This window comes from Rhodococcus sp. AG1013 (assembly GCF_003350365.1).
Lineage (GTDB): Bacteria > Actinomycetota > Actinomycetes > Mycobacteriales > Mycobacteriaceae > Prescottella.
This window is the reverse complement of sequence record NZ_QQAT01000003.1, coordinates 203,074-219,301: the sequence shown is the minus strand read 5'-3', so window position 1 is coordinate 219,301 and position 16,228 is coordinate 203,074. Positions and strand designations below refer to the sequence as shown.

Annotated in this window: 20 protein-coding genes and 1 tRNA gene; 9 read left to right on the top strand and 12 right to left on the bottom strand. The window is 70.0% G+C overall.

Features of this window, described 5'->3' with window-relative positions; genetic code table 11:
- Positions 1–77 precede the first annotated feature (77 nt).
- Together DEU38_RS06025 and DEU38_RS28310 are read right to left on the bottom strand one after the other, a co-directional pair.
- Entirely contained in the window at positions 78–1,463 is a 1,386-nt protein-coding gene (locus tag DEU38_RS06025) for a dicarboxylate/amino acid:cation symporter (RefSeq protein ID WP_114719409.1), read from the bottom strand.
- Between the two features lie 116 nt (positions 1,464–1,579).
- Complete coding sequence (locus DEU38_RS28310) at positions 1,580–1,723, bottom strand: hypothetical protein (RefSeq protein ID WP_174911145.1); 144 nt, start codon at positions 1,721–1,723, stop codon at positions 1,580–1,582.
- A 60-nt stretch (positions 1,724–1,783) separates the two neighbouring features.
- Here DEU38_RS28310 and DEU38_RS06020 point away from each other — a divergent pair, with 60 nt between their 5' ends.
- The gene (locus tag DEU38_RS06020; protein ID WP_114719212.1) at positions 1,784–2,239 is read left to right on the top strand and encodes a DUF4383 domain-containing protein; all 456 of its coding nucleotides are present in this window, start codon (positions 1,784–1,786) and stop codon (positions 2,237–2,239) included.
- Here DEU38_RS06020 and DEU38_RS06015 read toward each other — a convergent pair.
- The 4 genes from DEU38_RS06015 to cobC form a co-directional block, all read right to left on the bottom strand.
- Complete coding sequence (locus DEU38_RS06015) at positions 2,217–3,329, bottom strand: bifunctional RNase H/acid phosphatase (protein WP_114719211.1); 1,113 nt, start codon at positions 3,327–3,329, stop codon at positions 2,217–2,219. The genes DEU38_RS06020 and DEU38_RS06015 overlap by 23 nt on opposite strands.
- Positions 3,326–4,063, bottom strand: a complete 738-nt coding sequence (locus DEU38_RS06010) for a zinc ribbon domain-containing protein (RefSeq protein WP_114719210.1) — start codon at positions 4,061–4,063, stop codon at positions 3,326–3,328. The genes DEU38_RS06015 and DEU38_RS06010 overlap by 4 nt, the downstream gene beginning before the upstream one ends.
- Positions 4,064–4,219: 156 nt before the next feature.
- The gene (locus tag DEU38_RS06005; protein ID WP_114719209.1) at positions 4,220–5,365 is read right to left on the bottom strand and encodes a Nif3-like dinuclear metal center hexameric protein; all 1,146 of its coding nucleotides are present in this window, start codon (positions 5,363–5,365) and stop codon (positions 4,220–4,222) included.
- Positions 5,365–6,423, bottom strand: a complete 1,059-nt coding sequence (gene cobC / locus DEU38_RS06000) for an Rv2231c family pyridoxal phosphate-dependent protein CobC (protein WP_114719208.1) — start codon at positions 6,421–6,423, stop codon at positions 5,365–5,367. The genes DEU38_RS06005 and cobC overlap by 1 nt, the downstream gene beginning before the upstream one ends.
- 134 nt (positions 6,424–6,557) lie before the next feature.
- Here cobC and DEU38_RS05995 point away from each other — a divergent pair, with 134 nt between their 5' ends.
- The 3 genes from DEU38_RS05995 to DEU38_RS05985 are packed head-to-tail and all read left to right on the top strand — an operon-like array spanning position 6,558 to position 8,653.
- The gene (locus DEU38_RS05995; protein ID WP_114719207.1) at positions 6,558–7,202 is read left to right on the top strand and encodes an HAD hydrolase-like protein; all 645 of its coding nucleotides are present in this window, start codon (positions 6,558–6,560) and stop codon (positions 7,200–7,202) included.
- Positions 7,203–7,209: 7 nt separating this feature from the next.
- On the top strand, positions 7,210–7,665 hold the full coding sequence (locus DEU38_RS05990; protein ID WP_114719206.1) for a low molecular weight protein-tyrosine-phosphatase: 456 nt from the start codon (positions 7,210–7,212) through the stop codon (positions 7,663–7,665).
- Between the two features lie 28 nt (positions 7,666–7,693).
- Positions 7,694–8,653 (top strand): SURF1 family protein, encoded by a 960-nt coding sequence (locus DEU38_RS05985; protein ID WP_114719205.1) that lies wholly within the window; start codon positions 7,694–7,696, stop codon positions 8,651–8,653.
- A gap of 126 nt (positions 8,654–8,779) precedes the next feature.
- Here the strand turns inward: DEU38_RS05985 and DEU38_RS05980 are convergent, their stop codons facing one another.
- Positions 8,780–9,064: a putative quinol monooxygenase gene (locus tag DEU38_RS05980; protein ID WP_114719204.1), complete on the bottom strand. Its 285-nt coding sequence runs from the start codon at positions 9,062–9,064 to the stop codon at positions 8,780–8,782.
- A gap of 72 nt (positions 9,065–9,136) precedes the next feature.
- A complete protein-coding gene (locus DEU38_RS05975) occupies positions 9,137–10,129 on the bottom strand; it encodes a cobalamin biosynthesis protein (protein WP_258557643.1) in 993 nt (330 codons plus the stop codon).
- Between the two features lie 141 nt (positions 10,130–10,270).
- Here DEU38_RS05975 and DEU38_RS05970 point away from each other — a divergent pair, with 141 nt between their 5' ends.
- From DEU38_RS05970 to DEU38_RS05955, 4 genes are all read left to right on the top strand, one after another.
- A complete protein-coding gene (locus DEU38_RS05970; protein WP_114719202.1) occupies positions 10,271–10,942 on the top strand; it encodes a response regulator transcription factor in 672 nt (223 codons plus the stop codon).
- Entirely contained in the window at positions 10,939–12,171 is a 1,233-nt protein-coding gene (locus DEU38_RS05965) for a cell wall metabolism sensor histidine kinase WalK (RefSeq protein WP_114719201.1), read from the top strand. Before DEU38_RS05970 ends, DEU38_RS05965 begins: the two co-directional genes overlap by 4 nt.
- An 80-nt stretch (positions 12,172–12,251) precedes the next feature.
- Entirely contained in the window at positions 12,252–12,770 is a 519-nt protein-coding gene (locus DEU38_RS05960; RefSeq protein WP_114719200.1) for a DUF2231 domain-containing protein, read from the top strand.
- Positions 12,771–12,837: 67 nt separating this feature from the next.
- A complete protein-coding gene (locus tag DEU38_RS05955; protein WP_114719199.1) occupies positions 12,838–13,584 on the top strand; it encodes a VIT family protein in 747 nt (248 codons plus the stop codon).
- On the opposite strand, the gene DEU38_RS05950 is transcribed toward DEU38_RS05955, so the two are convergent.
- Positions 13,561–14,118, bottom strand: coding sequence for a dual specificity protein phosphatase family protein (locus DEU38_RS05950; protein ID WP_114719198.1), 558 nt, complete (start codon positions 14,116–14,118; stop codon positions 13,561–13,563). The genes DEU38_RS05955 and DEU38_RS05950 overlap by 24 nt on opposite strands.
- A 345-nt stretch (positions 14,119–14,463) precedes the next feature.
- On the opposite strand from DEU38_RS05950, the gene DEU38_RS05945 reads away from it, so the two are divergent.
- Positions 14,464–14,775: a hypothetical protein gene (locus DEU38_RS05945; RefSeq protein WP_114719197.1), complete on the top strand. Its 312-nt coding sequence runs from the start codon at positions 14,464–14,466 to the stop codon at positions 14,773–14,775.
- Between the two features lie 257 nt (positions 14,776–15,032).
- Here DEU38_RS05945 and DEU38_RS05940 read toward each other — a convergent pair.
- From DEU38_RS05940 to DEU38_RS05930, 3 genes are all read right to left on the bottom strand, one after another.
- A tRNA-Val gene (locus DEU38_RS05940) sits at positions 15,033–15,104 on the bottom strand.
- Positions 15,105–15,137: 33 nt separating this feature from the next.
- A complete protein-coding gene (locus tag DEU38_RS05935) occupies positions 15,138–15,602 on the bottom strand; it encodes a peroxiredoxin (protein ID WP_114719196.1) in 465 nt (154 codons plus the stop codon).
- Between the two features lie 85 nt (positions 15,603–15,687).
- Positions 15,688–16,110, bottom strand: coding sequence for a DUF3052 domain-containing protein (locus tag DEU38_RS05930; protein ID WP_114719195.1), 423 nt, complete (start codon positions 16,108–16,110; stop codon positions 15,688–15,690).
- Positions 16,111–16,228 lie beyond the last annotated feature (118 nt).

Sequence of the window (16,228 nt, the reverse complement as noted above, 5' to 3'; positions counted from 1 at the left end):
CGGGCCGGTCACCATCCCACTGACGATCCTCGGCGCCCGTCACCGCGCTGTGGGCGGTGCGGTAGGCGCCGTGGTCGTCAGCTCCGGGCCGGCTCCAGCGACTCGTCCGCGAACGGATCGCCCTGGCGCGGCGCGTTGTACAGCGTCTCGTCCAGGATCTTCTCGCGCTTGGCGACGATGGTCGGCACCAGCGCCTGACCGGTCACGTTGAGCGCGGTGCGCCCCATGTCGACGATCGGTTCGACCGCGAGCAGCAGGCCGACACCGGCCAGCGGCAGACCGAGCGTGGACAGCGTCAGCGTGAGCATGACGGTCGCACCGGTGGTGCCGGCGGTGGCCGCCGAACCGATCACCGACACCACGATGATGAGCAGGTAGTCGGTCAGGCTCAGGTCGATACCGTAGAACTGGGCGACGAAGATCGCCGCGATCGCCGGGTACACCGCGGCGCAGCCGTCCATCTTGGTGGTCGCGCCGAGCGGCACCGCGAACGACGCGTACTCGCGCGGCACACCGAGATTGCGTTCGGTGACCCGCTCGGTGAGCGGCAGTGTGCCGATCGAGGAGCGTGAGACGAACCCGAGTTGCGTGGCCGGCCACACTCCCGTGAAGAAGTTCTTCACCGAAAGCCCGTGCACCCGAATCAGAATCGGGTAGACGACGAAGAAGACGATCGCCAGTCCGATGTACACGGCGAGGGTGAACACGCCGAGCTGACCGATCGCGTCCCAACCGTAGGTGGCGACGGCCTTGCCGATGAGGGCGGCGGTGCCGATCGGCGCGAGGCGGATGATCCACCACAGCACCTTCTGCACGATCGCCAGCAGCGCGGCGTTGAGGTTCAGGAACGGCTCGGCCTTCTCCCCCACCTTCAGGGCGGCGATGCCGATCGCGATCGCGACGACGAGCAACTGCAGGACGTTGAAGCTCAGCGACGTGGTCGCCGAGAAGCCGGAGGCGGCGTCACCGGTGACGGTGGTCCGGGCGCCGAGGCCGAGGAAGTTCTGCGGCACCAGACCGGTGAGGAACGCCCACCACGATCCGGAACTCTTCGGCTCGGAGGCCGTCGTCGCGTCGACCGTGGTGTTCGCGCCGGGCTGCATGACCAGGCCGACGGCGATACCGATCAGCACCGCGATGAACGCGGTGATTGCGAACCACAGCAGCGTCTGGACCGCGAGGCGGGCCGCGTTCGCGACGTTCCGCAGATTCGCGATGGAGCTGACGATCGCGGTGAAGATCAGCGGTATCACCGCGACGGTGAGGAGGGCGACGTAGCTGGAACCGATGGTCTTGACGGTTCCGACCAGCCAGTTCTCGTTGCCGTCGGCGGCATCGGGCATGGACCGGGCGATCAGACCGATGACGACGCCGAGGATCAGGCCGGCGACGATCTGCGGGCCGAACGAGGTTGCCCACTTGGGCAGGGCGCGCCGGGGCGCGTCGAGGGTGGGGGCCGACATGAGGGCCTTTCGGGTGGAGATGTGGAGACGGCGCACGACGACGCGCGCGACCGAAGGGGACGCACGGAGGGCTCAGAGGGAGGAGCCGTCCCGGGACTCGAGATGTCTACCGGGTGTCAGGCGTGACAGACCGCGCTCGCCTGCAGACAGTTGTCGACGTAGCGGCGACAGGTCAGCAGGGCGTTCACAACGAGGAAGGGTACGCCCATACCGGGCATCGATTCCAACCGGGCGGCACCGGCGAGCGAATCGGCGGACAATGGGACCACGATCGACGACACCGGCCGCGGAAGATCGCGGCCGCCGGAGGAGCGATTGTCATGGACGAGTCCGAGGGCTTGGCCCGGACCACGACTCAATTGGCGGCGACCGTCGTCGCCGCGATCATCCTGTCGATAGGCATCGTCGGGTTCGTTCCGGGCATCACGTCCGACGTCGGCGACATCACCTGGGCCGGCCCCGGGACCGACGCGCGACTGCTCGGCACCGTGGAGGTGTCAATCCTGCACAACCTCGCGCACATCGCGGCCGGCGCCGTCGGTCTGGCGATGTCCCGCACACTGGCCTCCGCCGAGATGTTCCTCATCGGCGCCGGATTCCTGTCGGCGATGCTCGCCGTGTACGGGTTGGTCATCGACGCCGCGACGGCGTCGAACTTCATGCCGATCGACACCGCCGGGAGCTGGCTGCACCTGCTCGCCGGCGTCGGACTGGTGTTCCTGGGCGTCGCGCTGCCGCGACACGACGACGGACCTACAGATGCGACGTATCGTTGACCAGCCGCACCGACGAGCCACCGTCCGGGTAGAACTCCGCGATGCTCAGCGACGCCAGATCCAGGTGCAGGCGGTACAGCAACGACGGACCCACGTCGAGCGCCAGTTGCAGCAGTGTCTTGATCGGCGTCACGTGCGTGACCACCAGGATGTTCGAGCCCGCATACGACGCGGTGAGTTCGTCACGCACCCGCTCGATCCGGGCCCGGACCTCGTCGAAGCTCTCGCCCTCGGGTGGGCGCACGGACGTGTCCGACAGCCACCGGCGATGCAGGTCGGGGTCCCGCTCGGCGGCCTCACCGAACGTCAGGCCCTCCCACTTGCCGAAGTCCGTCTCGGTGAGTCCCTCGTGCACCGTGACCGGCAGTCCCAACGCGCGGGCGGCCGCGTCCGCGGTCTCCCGGGCTCGCCCGAGCGGCGACGACACCACCGCGGCGATCGCGCCGCGCTCGGCGATCCGCTCCGCCGCCGACCGGGCCTGCGACCGGCCGAACGCCGTGAGTTCGGGATTGCCGCGGCCCGAATAGCGCCGTTCGACGGACAGTTCGGTCTGGCCGTGCCGCAGCAGCAGCATCCGGGTGGGGGCGCCGACCGCGCCGGTCCAACCCGGAGCGGTGGCCGCGGCCGGCTCCGCCGCGGATTCCTCGGTGGTCTCGGCGACCGCACCGGAGGTGATCGCGTCCTCCCCGTCCATCGCCTCGTTCGCGAGCCGGTCGGCGTGGGAGTTCTCGGCGCGCGGGATCCACGTGTACGTGACCCGCGCGAACGATCCCGCCAGCGTCCGCGCCTGCTCGGCGAGCGGAATCATGTCCGGGTGCTTGATCTTCCAGCGCCCGGACATCTGCTCGACGACGAGTTTGGAGTCCATCCGGACGTCCACCTCGCGGGCGCCGAGGTCGCGGGCCGCGGTCAGGCCCGCGACGAGGCCGCGGTACTCGGCGACGTTGTTGGTGGCGACACCGAGGAACTCGCGGCGCTCGGCGAGCACCCGGTTCCGATCGGCATCGAACACCACCGCGCCGTACCCGGCCGGGCCCGGGTTACCCCTCGATCCGCCGTCGGCCTCGACGACGACCCGGTCACGAGTCACAGACCGGACTCCTTGGTGCGCACCATGATTGCGCCGCATTCGGGGCAGCGGACGACGACGTCCGCAGCGGTGCCGGCGATCCGGGAGATCTCGCCGCGGTCGATCTCGATGCGGCACGCGCCGCAGCGACGGGCCTGCAGCAGGGCCGCGCCGACACCGCGCTGCTCGCGCTGCTTCTCGTAGATCGCGAGCAGGTCCTCGGGAAACTGACCGACCAGGGCGGCGCGGTCGGTGTCGCAGCGCTGCTGCGTCTTCTCGAGGTCCGCGACGGCGTCGTCGCGGCGACGCTCGGCGTCGATCAGTTCGTCCTCGACCTGCGTCAGGCGGGCACCGGCGTGGTCGTGATCGGCCTGCGACGCCTCCCGGCGCTCCATCACCTCGAGCAGTTCGTCCTCGAGCACGCTCTGTCGACGCTCCAGGCTGCTGAGCTCGTGCTGCAACTCCGACAGCTGCTTCGCGCCGACGGTGCCGCCCTCGAGCAGCTTCCGGTCCCGCACCTCGCGCTGGCGGACCGCGTCGACCTCGCCTTCGAGCTTCTTGATGTCCCGGTCGAGGTCGTCGAGGACGATCTCGACGGACACCGCCGCGTCCTTACGGGAGAGGCGCTCGGCTTCGAGTCGCTCCACTTCCTGCTGCTCGGGCAGTGTCGAGCGACGGTGCGCGAGCCGTGCCAGCTCGGTGTCCACACCCGCGAGCTCGAGAAGCTTGGACTGCACTGAGGGATCGACGTTCACGCGTGGAAGCTCCTGCTGTGTTCTTGATGTTCTTGGGGTCGGACCAGTGGTCGTTCGTCGTAGCCGACGAACTCGTACCGGCCGAGATCAGGTGTCAACCGTACCCCGACAATGCGGTGCGCCGACCACATCAGCCGACCGCTTCACCGGCACCCGTCAGTGGCACGCGACGGTCCACGGGTCGGTGCGCAGTTCCGTCACCCGCACCTCCCAGCCGTCGACGTCCGAGAACCGCTCGTCGAGCACGCCCTTCGCCTGTGCGCACCACGGTTGTTCGCTGGCCCAGTGCGCCACGTCCACGAGCGCCGGCCCGCCCCGCCGCAGATGCTCGTCGGCGGGGTGGTGACGCAGGTCCGCGGTCACATAGGCGTCGACGCCGAGGCCGGTCACGGTGTCGAGCAGCGAGTCGCCCGAGCCCCCGCAGACCGCGACAGTGCGGACGATCCGGTCCGGATCTCCGGCTGCGCGAACACCCCATTCGGTGCGCGGCAGCGCCGCCGCGACCCGTTCGGTGAACTCGCGCAGCGTCTGCGGCCGCGGCAGCTCCCCGACCCGGCCGAGGCCCCGGCTGCCGGGGAAGTCGACGGTCTCGAACACGTCGAACGCGGGCTCCTCGTACGGGTGCGCCGCCCGCAGGGCGCGCAGCACGCGTGTTCGGGCCGAGCGCGGCGCGATCACCTCGACGCGGTCCTCGCGCACCGCCTCCACCTCGCCGACGGTGCCCAGCGTCGGGTTGGCGCCGGCGAGCGGCCGGAACTGTCCGTCGCCGGTCGCCGTCCAACTGCACTCGCGGTAGTCACCGAGCTCGCCGGCGCCGGCCGCGAACAGTGCGTCGCGCACTCGGCCCGTGTCGGTCGTGGGGACCATCACCACCCACTTGTCGGTCACCGTGTCGGGGATCGGGACCAGCGGGCGCGTGTCCACGAGGCCGAGCGCGCCCGCGAGCGCGTCGGACACGCCCGGATCGGCGCGGTCGGCGTTGGTGTGCGCGCTGTACAGCGCGCATCCGCCGCGGATCAGCCGGTGCAGCAGCGCCCCCTTCGGCGTGTGCGCGCCGACGGTGTCGACGCCGCGCAGCAACAGCGGGTGGTGCACCAGCAGCAGTTGTGCACCGGTCGCCAGCGCCTCGTCCACGACCGCGGCGGTCGCGTCGACGGCGACGACCACCTTGCGGACCTCGTCGGCGGGGTCGCCGGCCACCAGGCCGACCGAGTCCCACGACTCGGCGAGGGCCGGCGGGTAGGCCGTCTCGAGGGCCGCGATCACCTCGGCCAGCGTCGGGGTCGTCGTCGGGGTTGTCATCACGGCATCTCCCTCGTCAGTTCACTCATGGCGGCGATAAGTTGCTCGGCCTGCCCGCGCGGCCGGACCGCGACGCGCAGGAAGTCCGGGCCCAGGCCCGGGAAGGTGTCGCAGCGGCGGACCGCGATCCCCCGCTCGCGCAGGTGGGCGCGCGCACGCTCGCCGTCCGGCAGACGCAGCAGCAGGAACGGCGCCGACGCCGGCAGATGGACGTCCACCCCGGCGTCGCGGAGCAGCGCGGCCATGTCGCCGCGGTCGGCGGCGATCCGGTTCGCCATCTCCCCGGCCTGCTCGACGGCGGCGGGTTCGCTGCACGCGGTGATCGCCTCGAGTTGCAGGCTGCCCACCGGCCAGTGCGCGCGCCCGTGCTGCATCCGCGCCAGCACGTCCGGGTGGCCCAGCGCGTAGCCGCACCGCAGCCCGGCCAGCGCCCACGTCTTCGTCAGGCTCCGCAGCACCAGGACGTCGGGCAGCGAGAGGCCGGCTACCGACTCGGTCTCCCCCGGGACCGAGTCCATGAACGCCTCGTCGACGACGAGGATCCGGCCGGGCCGGCGCAGCGCGAGGACGTCATCCGCCGCGTGCAGCACCGACGTCGGGTTGGTGGGGTTGCCGAGCACCACGAGATCGGCGGAGTCCGGCACGGCGGCGGGATCGAGGCGGTACGGCGCCTCCAGGGTCACGTGCGTCACCGGGACGCCGGCCTCGCGCAGTGCGAGTTCGGGCTCGGTGAACGACGGATGGATCAGCGCCGCCTCGCGCACCCCGAGCCGCGGCAGCATCGCGAACCCCTCGGCGCCGCCGGCCAGTGGCAGCACCTCCTCCGGCGTCCGGCCGTGCCGGACGGCCACCTGTTCGCGGGCGCACCGGTCGGCGTCGGCGGCCGGATACCTGCCCAGGCCCGCCAGGGCGTCGGCAAGCCTGCGCCGCAACCACTCCGGCGGCCCGTCTCCCTGCACGTTCACCGCGAAGTCGAGCAGTCCGGGGCCGGTCTCGGCGTCGCCGTGGTGCCGCAGGGCCGCGAGAGTGTCCGCCGCCGATCCCGATCCGAATTCCATAGCCGTCGAGCCTACGGCGCGTGCGGTGGCGCACCTGCCCGGGCGTCGGTGGACGTCGGCAGCACAATGGAGCCGTGACACTTTCCTCTTCCTCCCCCGGCCTCGCCTCGACACCCACGACGATCGCCCCGGTCATGCTGTTCGACCTCGACGGCACCCTCACCGACTCCGCGCTCGGCATCCACAACAGCTTCCGGCACGCCCTCGCCGCGGTCGGCGGTCCCGAGCCCACCGCGGAGATGCTGGCGACGGTAATCGGCCCGCCGCTGATGGACTCGATGCGCGGGATGGGACTCGACGCCGACACCACCGCGGCGGCGCTGGCCGCGTACTTCGAGCGGTACGACGCGATCGGCTGGTCGGAGAACGAGGTGTACGAGGGCATCGAGCCGATGCTGGCGGCCGCCCGGGGCACCGGCGCCCGCCTCGCGGTCGCGACGTCGAAGACCGAGAAGTTCGCGATCCGGATCCTCGAGCACTTCGGCCTCGCCGACTACTTCGAGGTGATCGGCGGGGCCAGCAGCGACGGGTCGCGCCGCGCGAAGGCCGACGTCGTCGAGCACGTCCTCGGCGGGCTGGGCCTGCCGGCGACCGTGGGCGGCACCGCCGACGTCGTGATGATCGGCGACCGCGAGCACGACGTGCACGGCGCGGGGCACTGGGGCATCCCGACGGTGTTCGTCGAGTGGGGCTACGGCACCGCAGACGAAGCGGCCGCCGCCCGCTGGACGGCGCCCACCGTCGCGCATCTCGAGCAGATCCTCACGCGGGCCGGGTGAGCCGGGCATGATTCACGTCACCTTCGTGTGCACCGGCAACATCTGCCGGTCCCCCATGGCGGAGCGCATCTTCGCCGAGCACGTGCGCCGCGCCGGTCTCGACGATCGGGTGCGGGTCAGCAGCGCGGGCACCCACGGCTACCACGTCGGCGACGGCGCCGACGGCCGCACCGACCGGGTGCTCGTCGATGCCGGCTACCCGACCGGGCACCGCGCCGAGCAGGTCGGGGACGACCATCTGGCCGCCGACCTGGTGGTCGCGCTCGACCGTGGACACGATCGGGCCCTCGCTCATCTCGGGGTGCCCACCGAGCGCCGCCGACTGCTCCGCAGCTTCGATCCGGATGCGGACGGCGATTCGGTGCCCGACCCGTACTACGGCGACATGACCGACTTCGAACTGGTCCGCGACCAGATCGAGGCAGCCGTTCCGGGCCTGCTGAACTGGGTGCGGGGGAGCTGACCGGCAGCCGAGCCGCTACCGTGGACACGTGCGAAGGCTGAAGTTTCTGCTGCGTCCCGGCTGGCTTGCGTTGGCGGCCGTGGTAGCCGGTTTCGCCTTCATGTGTTTCACCGTCCTGGCGCCGTGGCAGCTCGGCAAGAACACCAGGACCGAGGAACGCAACGGACTGCTCGAACAGTCCATCAACGCCGACGCGGTGTCGATCGACACCCTGCTCGGTGGTGCCGGCCCGGCCCCGGACGACGAGTGGCGCAAGGTCGTCGCGACGGGAACCTATCTTCCCGACAGCGACCTCCTGGTCCGGCTCCGCTCGGTGGAGGACGCGCCCGCGTACGAGGTGCTCACCCCGATGAGGCTGAGCGACGGCGCCACCCTGCTCGTCAACCGCGGTTACGTGCGCCCTGTGCAGGGCACCGAGGCGCCGCCCATCCCGGCGCCGCCCACCGGCGAGGTGTCCGTCGAGGGCCGCTTCCGCATGTCCGAGGGCACGGTTCCGGGCAAGGAACCGATCACCGAGGCCGGCACCGAGCAGGTGTACTACATCGACTCCGGCCAGATCGGGCAGTTCATCGGCACCGACCTGGTCAACGGCTACCTGCAACTCGACGACGCCCAGCCGGGCGGGCTCGGCACCATTCCGCTGCCGATGCTCGACGCCGGGCCGTACCTGTCGTACGGGTTGCAGTGGCTGGCGTTCGGCATCATGGCGCCGCTGGGTCTGGCCTACTTCGTCCGCGCCGAACTCCGCGAGCGCCGCAAGACCAAGGCGACCGCGGCGGCGCCGCCGGCGCCGGAACCGGCCGACGAACCAACCACCGCGACGCCACCGGTCGACGAGACTCCGGCCGGTGCGGCTCCCGAACCCACCGTCGACGAGTTCGCACTGCCCACCCGCCGCCGTGGACTGCGCAAGAAGGACGCGGCCCCCAGCGCGCCGCTGTCCGCCAGCGAGGCCAAGATGGCCGACCGCTACGGCAGACGTCGCTGACCCGGTCCACCCACCGACACGGAGAAGCCGCCGGCCCCTCGCGGGTATCGGCGGCTTCTCTTTATGACAACGCCGCCAGGCCCCCGGTATTCCGATCCCCCGGTCGATCCCGGCTTCGGCCCGGGGTCAGAGCGCGGTACCGCTGTCGCATTCGAACTCACTCACCTGCGCCTCGACGATTCGGGCGCCGAGATCCTCGCCGGATCCGTCCCCGCGAAAGGCGGTCAGAGTGTGCCGGTCCTGCCACCGTTCGAGGACGTTGATCCGGTCGGGTTCGATCGGATCGGGACTGAGGGCGAAGTCCAGGCATCCGTCGGCGGCCCGCGCCGCCGTCACGACGCTCCGGCAGGCAACCAGGTAGCCCTCGCGGTCGTCGGGGGCGACCCGCAGATATCCGGCCACGATGATCATGGTTCTGACTCCGTTCGTCTCGAGCTGTCGTGAGGACAGACTCCGGCGGACCGGAGAACTCGTCGCAGCCGGTCAGCGTCGTCGGCGCCGACCGACGACGAGGGCCAGCGCCGCGGACGTGACGGCCGCCCCCGCCTGGACGATCGTCGACAGCCGCGCCGCTCGCTCGAGGTCGGCGACGACCGGCGCCGGGCCCGATCCCAGGGTCGGCCGCATCTCCACGCCGTACGCGTACTCGGTGCGACCGCCCAACTGGATGCCCAGTGCTCCAGCCGTGGAGGCCTCCGCGACGCCCGCGTTGGGGCTCGGATGATTCGACGCGTCCCGCCGCCACGCCTGGAGGGCGCCCCGAGCCGAGCCGCCCACGACGGGTGCCAGGGCCACGGTCAGCGCGCCGGCGAGGCGGGCGGGCGCCAGATTCACGACGTCGTCCCAGCGCGCCGCAGCCCACCCGAAGCGGTTGTACTTCGCCGAGCGGTACCCGATCATCGCGTCGAGCGTGTTGGACGCGCGGTACGCCAGCAGCCCCGGCACCCCGGCCACCGCGCCCCAGAAGAGTGCGCCGACGGTCGCGTCGGAGGTGTTCTCGGCGACCGATTCGAGGCTCGCGCGGGCCAGCCCGTCTGCGTCGAGCACGCTCGGATCGCGACCGCACAGCGACGGCAGCAGCGAACGGGCCGACTCCAGGTCCCCGGCTTCGAGGTGTCTTGCCATTGTCCGGCCGGTGCCCGCGAGGGAGGTACCTCCGAGCACGGTCCACGTCGCCGCCGCGGTCACCGCCGTCTCCCCGATCCAGCCGCACTTCGCGCCCAGGCGCTGCGCGAGCACACCGCCGACAGCGGTCGCGCCCACGAGGATCGTGGTGTGCGCGGCTCCGGACAGCCGACTGTCGGCGTACGTCCGCTTCTCCAGTTCCATTGCAGCCAGACCGAATCCGGCGACCGGATGCCACCGCCGCGGGTCCGCGAACACGCGATCCGCGGCGTAGCCGAGGAGCAGGCCGACAGCCCTCGCGGTGGAGCTCGGACGACGAACAGCGGGTTCCCGACGGGAGTTGTGGAGCACGACGGTATTTCTATCAATGCCTAGGTCGACGGGCCGGCACCGGGCTGTGGGGATATGCCCGCCGGAGCACATGGGGTCGAGGATGCTGTGTCTCCCCCGGTCCACGTCGTGCTGCAGCGGTGACGGTGGCAGGCTCGAACCATGCCCGATTCCACCGCGTCGCCATCCGTCCTACTCGTCGAGGACGACGCCCCACTCACCGACCTGCTGTGCGATCTGCTCGCGGAGGAGGGTTACGCCGTGGAGGTCGCGACCGACGGTCACCGGGGGCTCCACCTGGGGCTGACCCGCCGGTTCGATCTGATCGTGCTGGACCGCGGGCTTCCCGTCCTGAGCGGTCTCGAGGTGCTGCGTGCACTGCGCCGACAGGCGGTGGACACTCCCACTCTCGTGCTCACGGCCAGGGGCGCACTCGACGACAGGGTCGAGGGTCTCGACGCGGGCGCCGAGGACTACCTGGTCAAGCCGTTCGAGGTGCCGGAGCTGCTCGCCAGGCTGCGCGCGTTGCGCAGACGCCGATTCGAGGGCGCGGAGCAACTCCCGGTGGGCCGACGCCGCCTGGACCTGGCGAGCCGGACGGTGATCGGGCACGGCACGGCTGTCGAGTTGTCTGCCAGCGAGTGCGCTCTGCTCGCCGTCCTCGCCGAAGCGCCGGGTCAGGTCTTCACCCGGTCGCAATTGTTGCTGTCGGCGTTCGACGGCGCCGACGACCCGGGCACCGTCGATACCTACGTGCACTACCTGCGACGCAAACTCGGTCGCGACGTCGTGCAGACCGTGCGCGGTGTCGGATACCGGCTCGGTGCCCGATGAGGCGTCGGCGGCGACCGACCGTCGCGACCCGCCCGGCCGCCGTCATCGGCGACGAACAGTTGCTGCGCCGCGCCGGACGTTTCGCAGCACTGCAAGCCGCGGCGGCTCTCGCACTCGTGCTGCTGGTGGTGGGCCTGGTGGCGTATCTCGTCGACGCCCGCGTCCAGTCACGGCAGATCGACACGCAACTGCAATCCGTGGTCGACACCGTCGAGGACGTCGACGATCCCCCACCCGGCACGGCACTCGCGTTGCGGGGACCCGACGGTGAGACGCAGGTCAGCGCCGGCGCACCACCGCAGATCGCGGGGCTGCTCGACGGACCCGCCGGGTTCTCCGACCTACGTGCGGGCGGACGGTACTACCGCGTACTGGTCGGCGGCAACACTCACGGCCAGGTTGCCGCGGCCCTCGACCTCGAGCCGTTCGAAGCGGGACGCCATCGACTGCTCTCGGCCCTGATCCTCGCCGAAATCGCCGGTATCGCAGCATCCGCTGTCGTGGTGATCCTGCTGTCCCGCAGATCGATTCGGCCACTGACCCTGGCGCTGTCGCTGCAGCGACGTTTCGTCGCCGATGCGTCGCACGAACTGCGTGCCCCGCTCACGGTCCTGCATACCCGCGCGCAACTACTCGCCCACCGTGTCGGACGACTCGAGCCCGAGGAGGTCTCCCGCCAGCTCGACGGGATCGTCGCCGATACCCGCGCGCTCGGTGAGCTGGTGGAGGATCTGCTCCTCTCGGCGGCCATGGAGACCGGACCCGGCACCCGGGAACCTGTCGACGTCGCCGCGCTCTGCGAGCAGGTCCGCGACAGCGTCGAGGCGCACGCGCGATCGCTGGGCGTCGACGTCGATATCGTGCGCGGCGACGCGCCCTACGTCGTGAGCGGGTCTCGCCCGGCATTGCGACGCGCGGTGTACGGACTCGTCGACAATGCCGTCACCCATGTACGCCCCGGCGGACGGGTCACGCTCCGTGTCGACGGCGACACCGACGTGGTGCGAATCGCTGTGACCGACACTGGTCCGGGAATCGAACCTCAGCAGCTGAGTCGACTGTTCACCCGCTTCGCGCACGGCCCTGAGCAACCGGCCGGAGGCCGCCGGTATGGCATCGGGCTTGCTCTCGTCCGTGAAATCGCGACCGCCCACGACGGCGAGATACTGGTCGATCCGAGGCCTGGTCGCGGGGCCACCTTCACGCTCGTCCTGCCGAGGCACGCCTAAGACGTTCCCAGAAGGCTCCAAGAATTCGCGCCTACCGTGACAACCGGAACACCGGGAACACGCGACGGAGGCGAGTCATCATGGGGCCCACAACGTTCAACGGCCTGCCCATCCACCCGTTGCTCGTGCATTTCGTGGCGGTGCTGGTACCGATCTCCGCACTGCTTCTACTGCTGTCCGTATGTTGGCCCGCAGCGAGGCGACGGATCGGGGTCTTCTCCCCCGTGGTCTCCCTGATCACCCTGGTTCTCGTGCCACTCACGACCCACGCCGGCGAGTGGCTCGAACACCGCACCGCGCCTGATCCGCTGGTGCGGATCCACGCTGAACTCGGAGACCAACTGATCTACTGGTCGGCCGGCGTATTCCTCGTCGCACTCGGATGGTGGGCGATCCATCACCCGCGATTCCACGCGTGGCGGGCCGCACGCGGCGGGTCGACGAGCAGGACGACGTCGCGGGTCGTCGCCACCGGACTTTCCGTCGTCGCGGTGGTGCTGGCAGTCGGATCGACGGTGCAGGTCTACCGGATCGGCGAGAGCGGCGCGGCCGCCGTCTGGAGCGATACGACGGCTGCCGATTCCCCGGCCGCACAGTGACGCCGGACCACTTCGGACAGCCTTGCATAGCTGGTGACACCGTGGCGTCGGCAATACGATTCGCGCTGTGACCTCGAACCAGGAGTCCCCGAATGCCGGCGAGCAGGCCGGAACCCATGCAGCGGAGCCGCACACCGCAGGGTTGTCGTCGCGCCTGAACTGGCTTCGCGCGGGGGTACTCGGCGCGAACGACGGCATCGTCTCGGTAGCGGGTCTCGTCGTCGGTGTCGCCGCGGCAACCACCGACCGCGGCCCGATCCTCACCGCCGGTCTGGCAGGGCTCGCGGCCGGCGCCGTCTCGATGGCGCTGGGCGAGTATGTCTCCGTGAGCACCCAGCGTGACACCGAGCGCGCTCTGCTGGAGAAGGAGCGCCTCGAACTGACCACCATCCCCGACGCCGAACTCGACGAACTGGCATCCCTGTACGAGGCGAAGGGTCTGTCCCCCGCCACCGCCCGTACCGTCGCCGAGGAGCTGACCGCGCACGACGCGTTCGCGGCGCACGCCGAGGCCGAGTTGGGCATCGACCCGAACGACCTCACCAACCCCTGGCAGGCTGCGTCTGCGTCCGCGATCGCGTTCACCGTCGGCGCGATTCTGCCGATGCTCGCGATCCTGCTTCCGCCGGCGAGCGCGCGCATTCCGGTCACATTCGTGGCCATGCTGGTCGCCCTTGCCATCACCGGCAGCATCAGCGCCCGACTCGGCGGCGCCGACCGGTCCCGGGCGGTGATCCGTGTGGTCAGCGGTGGCGCGCTCGCGATGGCCGTCACCTACGGGATAGGGCAGCTACTCGGCGTCGCCGGGGTCTGACGCGGGGTCCGGCGACCCCTCGCCCCTGGATCGCCCCAGCAACCAGGCCTCGAACGACGGGTTGCACAGGCAGGCCGGCGACCGCCGCGCCCGGAGCAACGCCACCGCGCCGGCCGGGTCCGCCTCGCCGGACAGCACCATCGCCCGACCCGCGATCAGACTCGACCGGTTGAGCCCCACCTGACAGTGCACGAGAACCGGACCTGTCTTGCGGCACGCGTTCACCCAGGCGGCGAGGGCGTCGACCTGATCGAAGCCCTGTTCGGCACTGTCGTACATGCGGACGTAGACCTCGGAATCGACGACGTGCGCGATCTCGTACTGCTCCCACGGGTACAGCGACACGAGGTGGGTGACGAACGTCGGCAGCAGCAGTCCGTCGCGGCAACCGCCCTGCCACAGATTCGGGGCGATCTCGCTGATGACCGGAACGTCGAAGGGCATGTGTCCGTGCGCCGTGATCCCGACCAGGCGCTGGCGCAACGGGTCGAGCCTGATGTCGATCGCTGTCGGATCGACGGAGTCGTCGTTCACGCTCGGGGTCCGTTCGGAGTGTCGGCCGGGGATTCCAGTATCGCCTGGCTCCCGACCGTCGCGCGTTCCGAACACTTCCCAGACTTCCCTGGTCGTTTCGGCGGACCCGTGGTCGGGTTCGGGCTACGATCCCCCGGACGCGCAGCCTGAGCGCGAGAGATATTTGGGGGAGGTTCCGAAGTGCCTGATCGATCAGTCATGTCCGTGCGCAAGCCGACGAATTGGGTTGCGGGAGCGGTCGCCGCAGCGGCCACAGTAGCGATTGCGGCGGGCGGGGCCGGGGTGGCATCAGCCGCTGACGCCGGCTCTTCCGGATCGCTGGGCGTAACCCCGTCGAGGATCTTGATGGACGGCGTCTACAAAGTCGGCTTCGACGTTCAGCCGGGAACGTACACGACGGCCGGCGCCTGGCCCGGCAGTCTGCTGCCCTGCTCGTGGACCCGCATCGAGGCGCTGCCTACCGGCGGCATCAACGCGATCGAACGCGGGGTTTCCTACGGACCGGTCACCGTCACGATTGCGCCGGACGACGACGGGTTCGAGACCGCCGGCTGCCGCGGGTGGAATCCAGTTCGTGAGCCCGACTCCGTCGACGCCGGATCTTCGAGTGGTTCGCTCGACTTCGGCTCACTGAGCACGGGCTCGCTCGGCTCCTGATCGGCTTCGGTTTCCGGCCATGACGAAGTCGTATCGAGACCCATCAAGACCCATCGAGACCCACGGATTCAATCCAACTTTCGCCCATGCATTTTCGATCGTGGGCCGACCGATCGAGCGCCCCGGAACGCCCCGCCCCGTGCGGGGCGTTCTGCGTTTCGCCTACGGCTGCATCGACCGTGTCGCGGGAACTGTCGAGCGATCTGACTGAAGTTGGCCGGCATCCGTGCCACGATCCGCGAATGAACGACTGCTTGTGGGCGCGGAGGGTTTCGAACCCCCGACCGCTGGTGTGTAAAACCAGAGCTCTACCACTGAGCTACACGCCCGAATTCCGGCGGTGGAATTCCGCCGGAATCGCATCAGGACTTTAGCGCGGTGAGCGCTTTCTCCCAAGCTGCCTGGTCACGGGGCTCGCCGGGGCCGTTCATCTCCGCGAAACGGATGATGCCGCCCTTGTCGATCGCGAACGTGCCGCGGTTGGCGAATCCGAGCTTGTCGTTGAACACCCCGTACGCCTCGGCAATCGCGCCGTGCGGCCAGAAGTCGGACAGCAACGGGAAGGTGTAGCCCTGTTCGGCGGCCCAGATCTTGTGGGTCGGCGACGGGCCCACCGAGATCGCGAGGATCTCGGCGTCGTCGTTCTGGAACTTCGGCAGTTCGTCCCGCACACGGCACAGTTCGCCCTGGCACACACCCGTGAACGCGAGCGGGTAGAAGACGAGCAGAACGTTCTTCTCGCCACGGAAGTCCGACAGCGTGACTTCCTGGTTGTTCTGGTCCTTGAGGGTGAAATCGGGCGCAGTGGCGCCCACTTCGAGAGGCATGCCTGGTCCTAACATCGGGTACGTCGGCGCATCCGTCACGACAAACGTACGCCGCACGGATGAACCGAATGTGGTCTCGGCGAGATCAGCGCTTGGGTGCGCGAGCCTTCGGCTGCACCAGCCGGCTACCGCTCCACATCCCGAGGTTCGCGGCCGACGTCTGGGTCAGCCCCGCCGTGGGCGCCGATTCGGCGATCTCGCTGGGCTCGACATGCCCGGACTGGCCGGTCTTGGGGGTGAGTACCCACACGAAGCCCTCGTCGGACAGCGGTCCGATCGCGTCCATCAGGGCGTCGACCAGGTCACCGTCGCCGTCGCGCCACCACAGCACCACGACGTCCATGACCTCGTCGGAGTCCTCGTCGACCATCTCTCCACCGATGGCCTCCTCCACCGCCGAACGAATGTCGTCGTCGGTGTCCTCGTCCCAGCCCAGTTCCTGAACCACCATGTCGTGGGTAATGCCAAGCTTCTGAGCGTAGTTCTGAGCGTCCGCCGCGGCGACCACGGTGGTGTCCTCCTCTGTTCGGTGGGTGGCGGGCCCGAATGGGCCCGACCGACTCCAGTGACGATCGAGCGTGTGTCGATCAATAGGTGAAAGCGAACATGGTCGAAGCCGTTCGCGC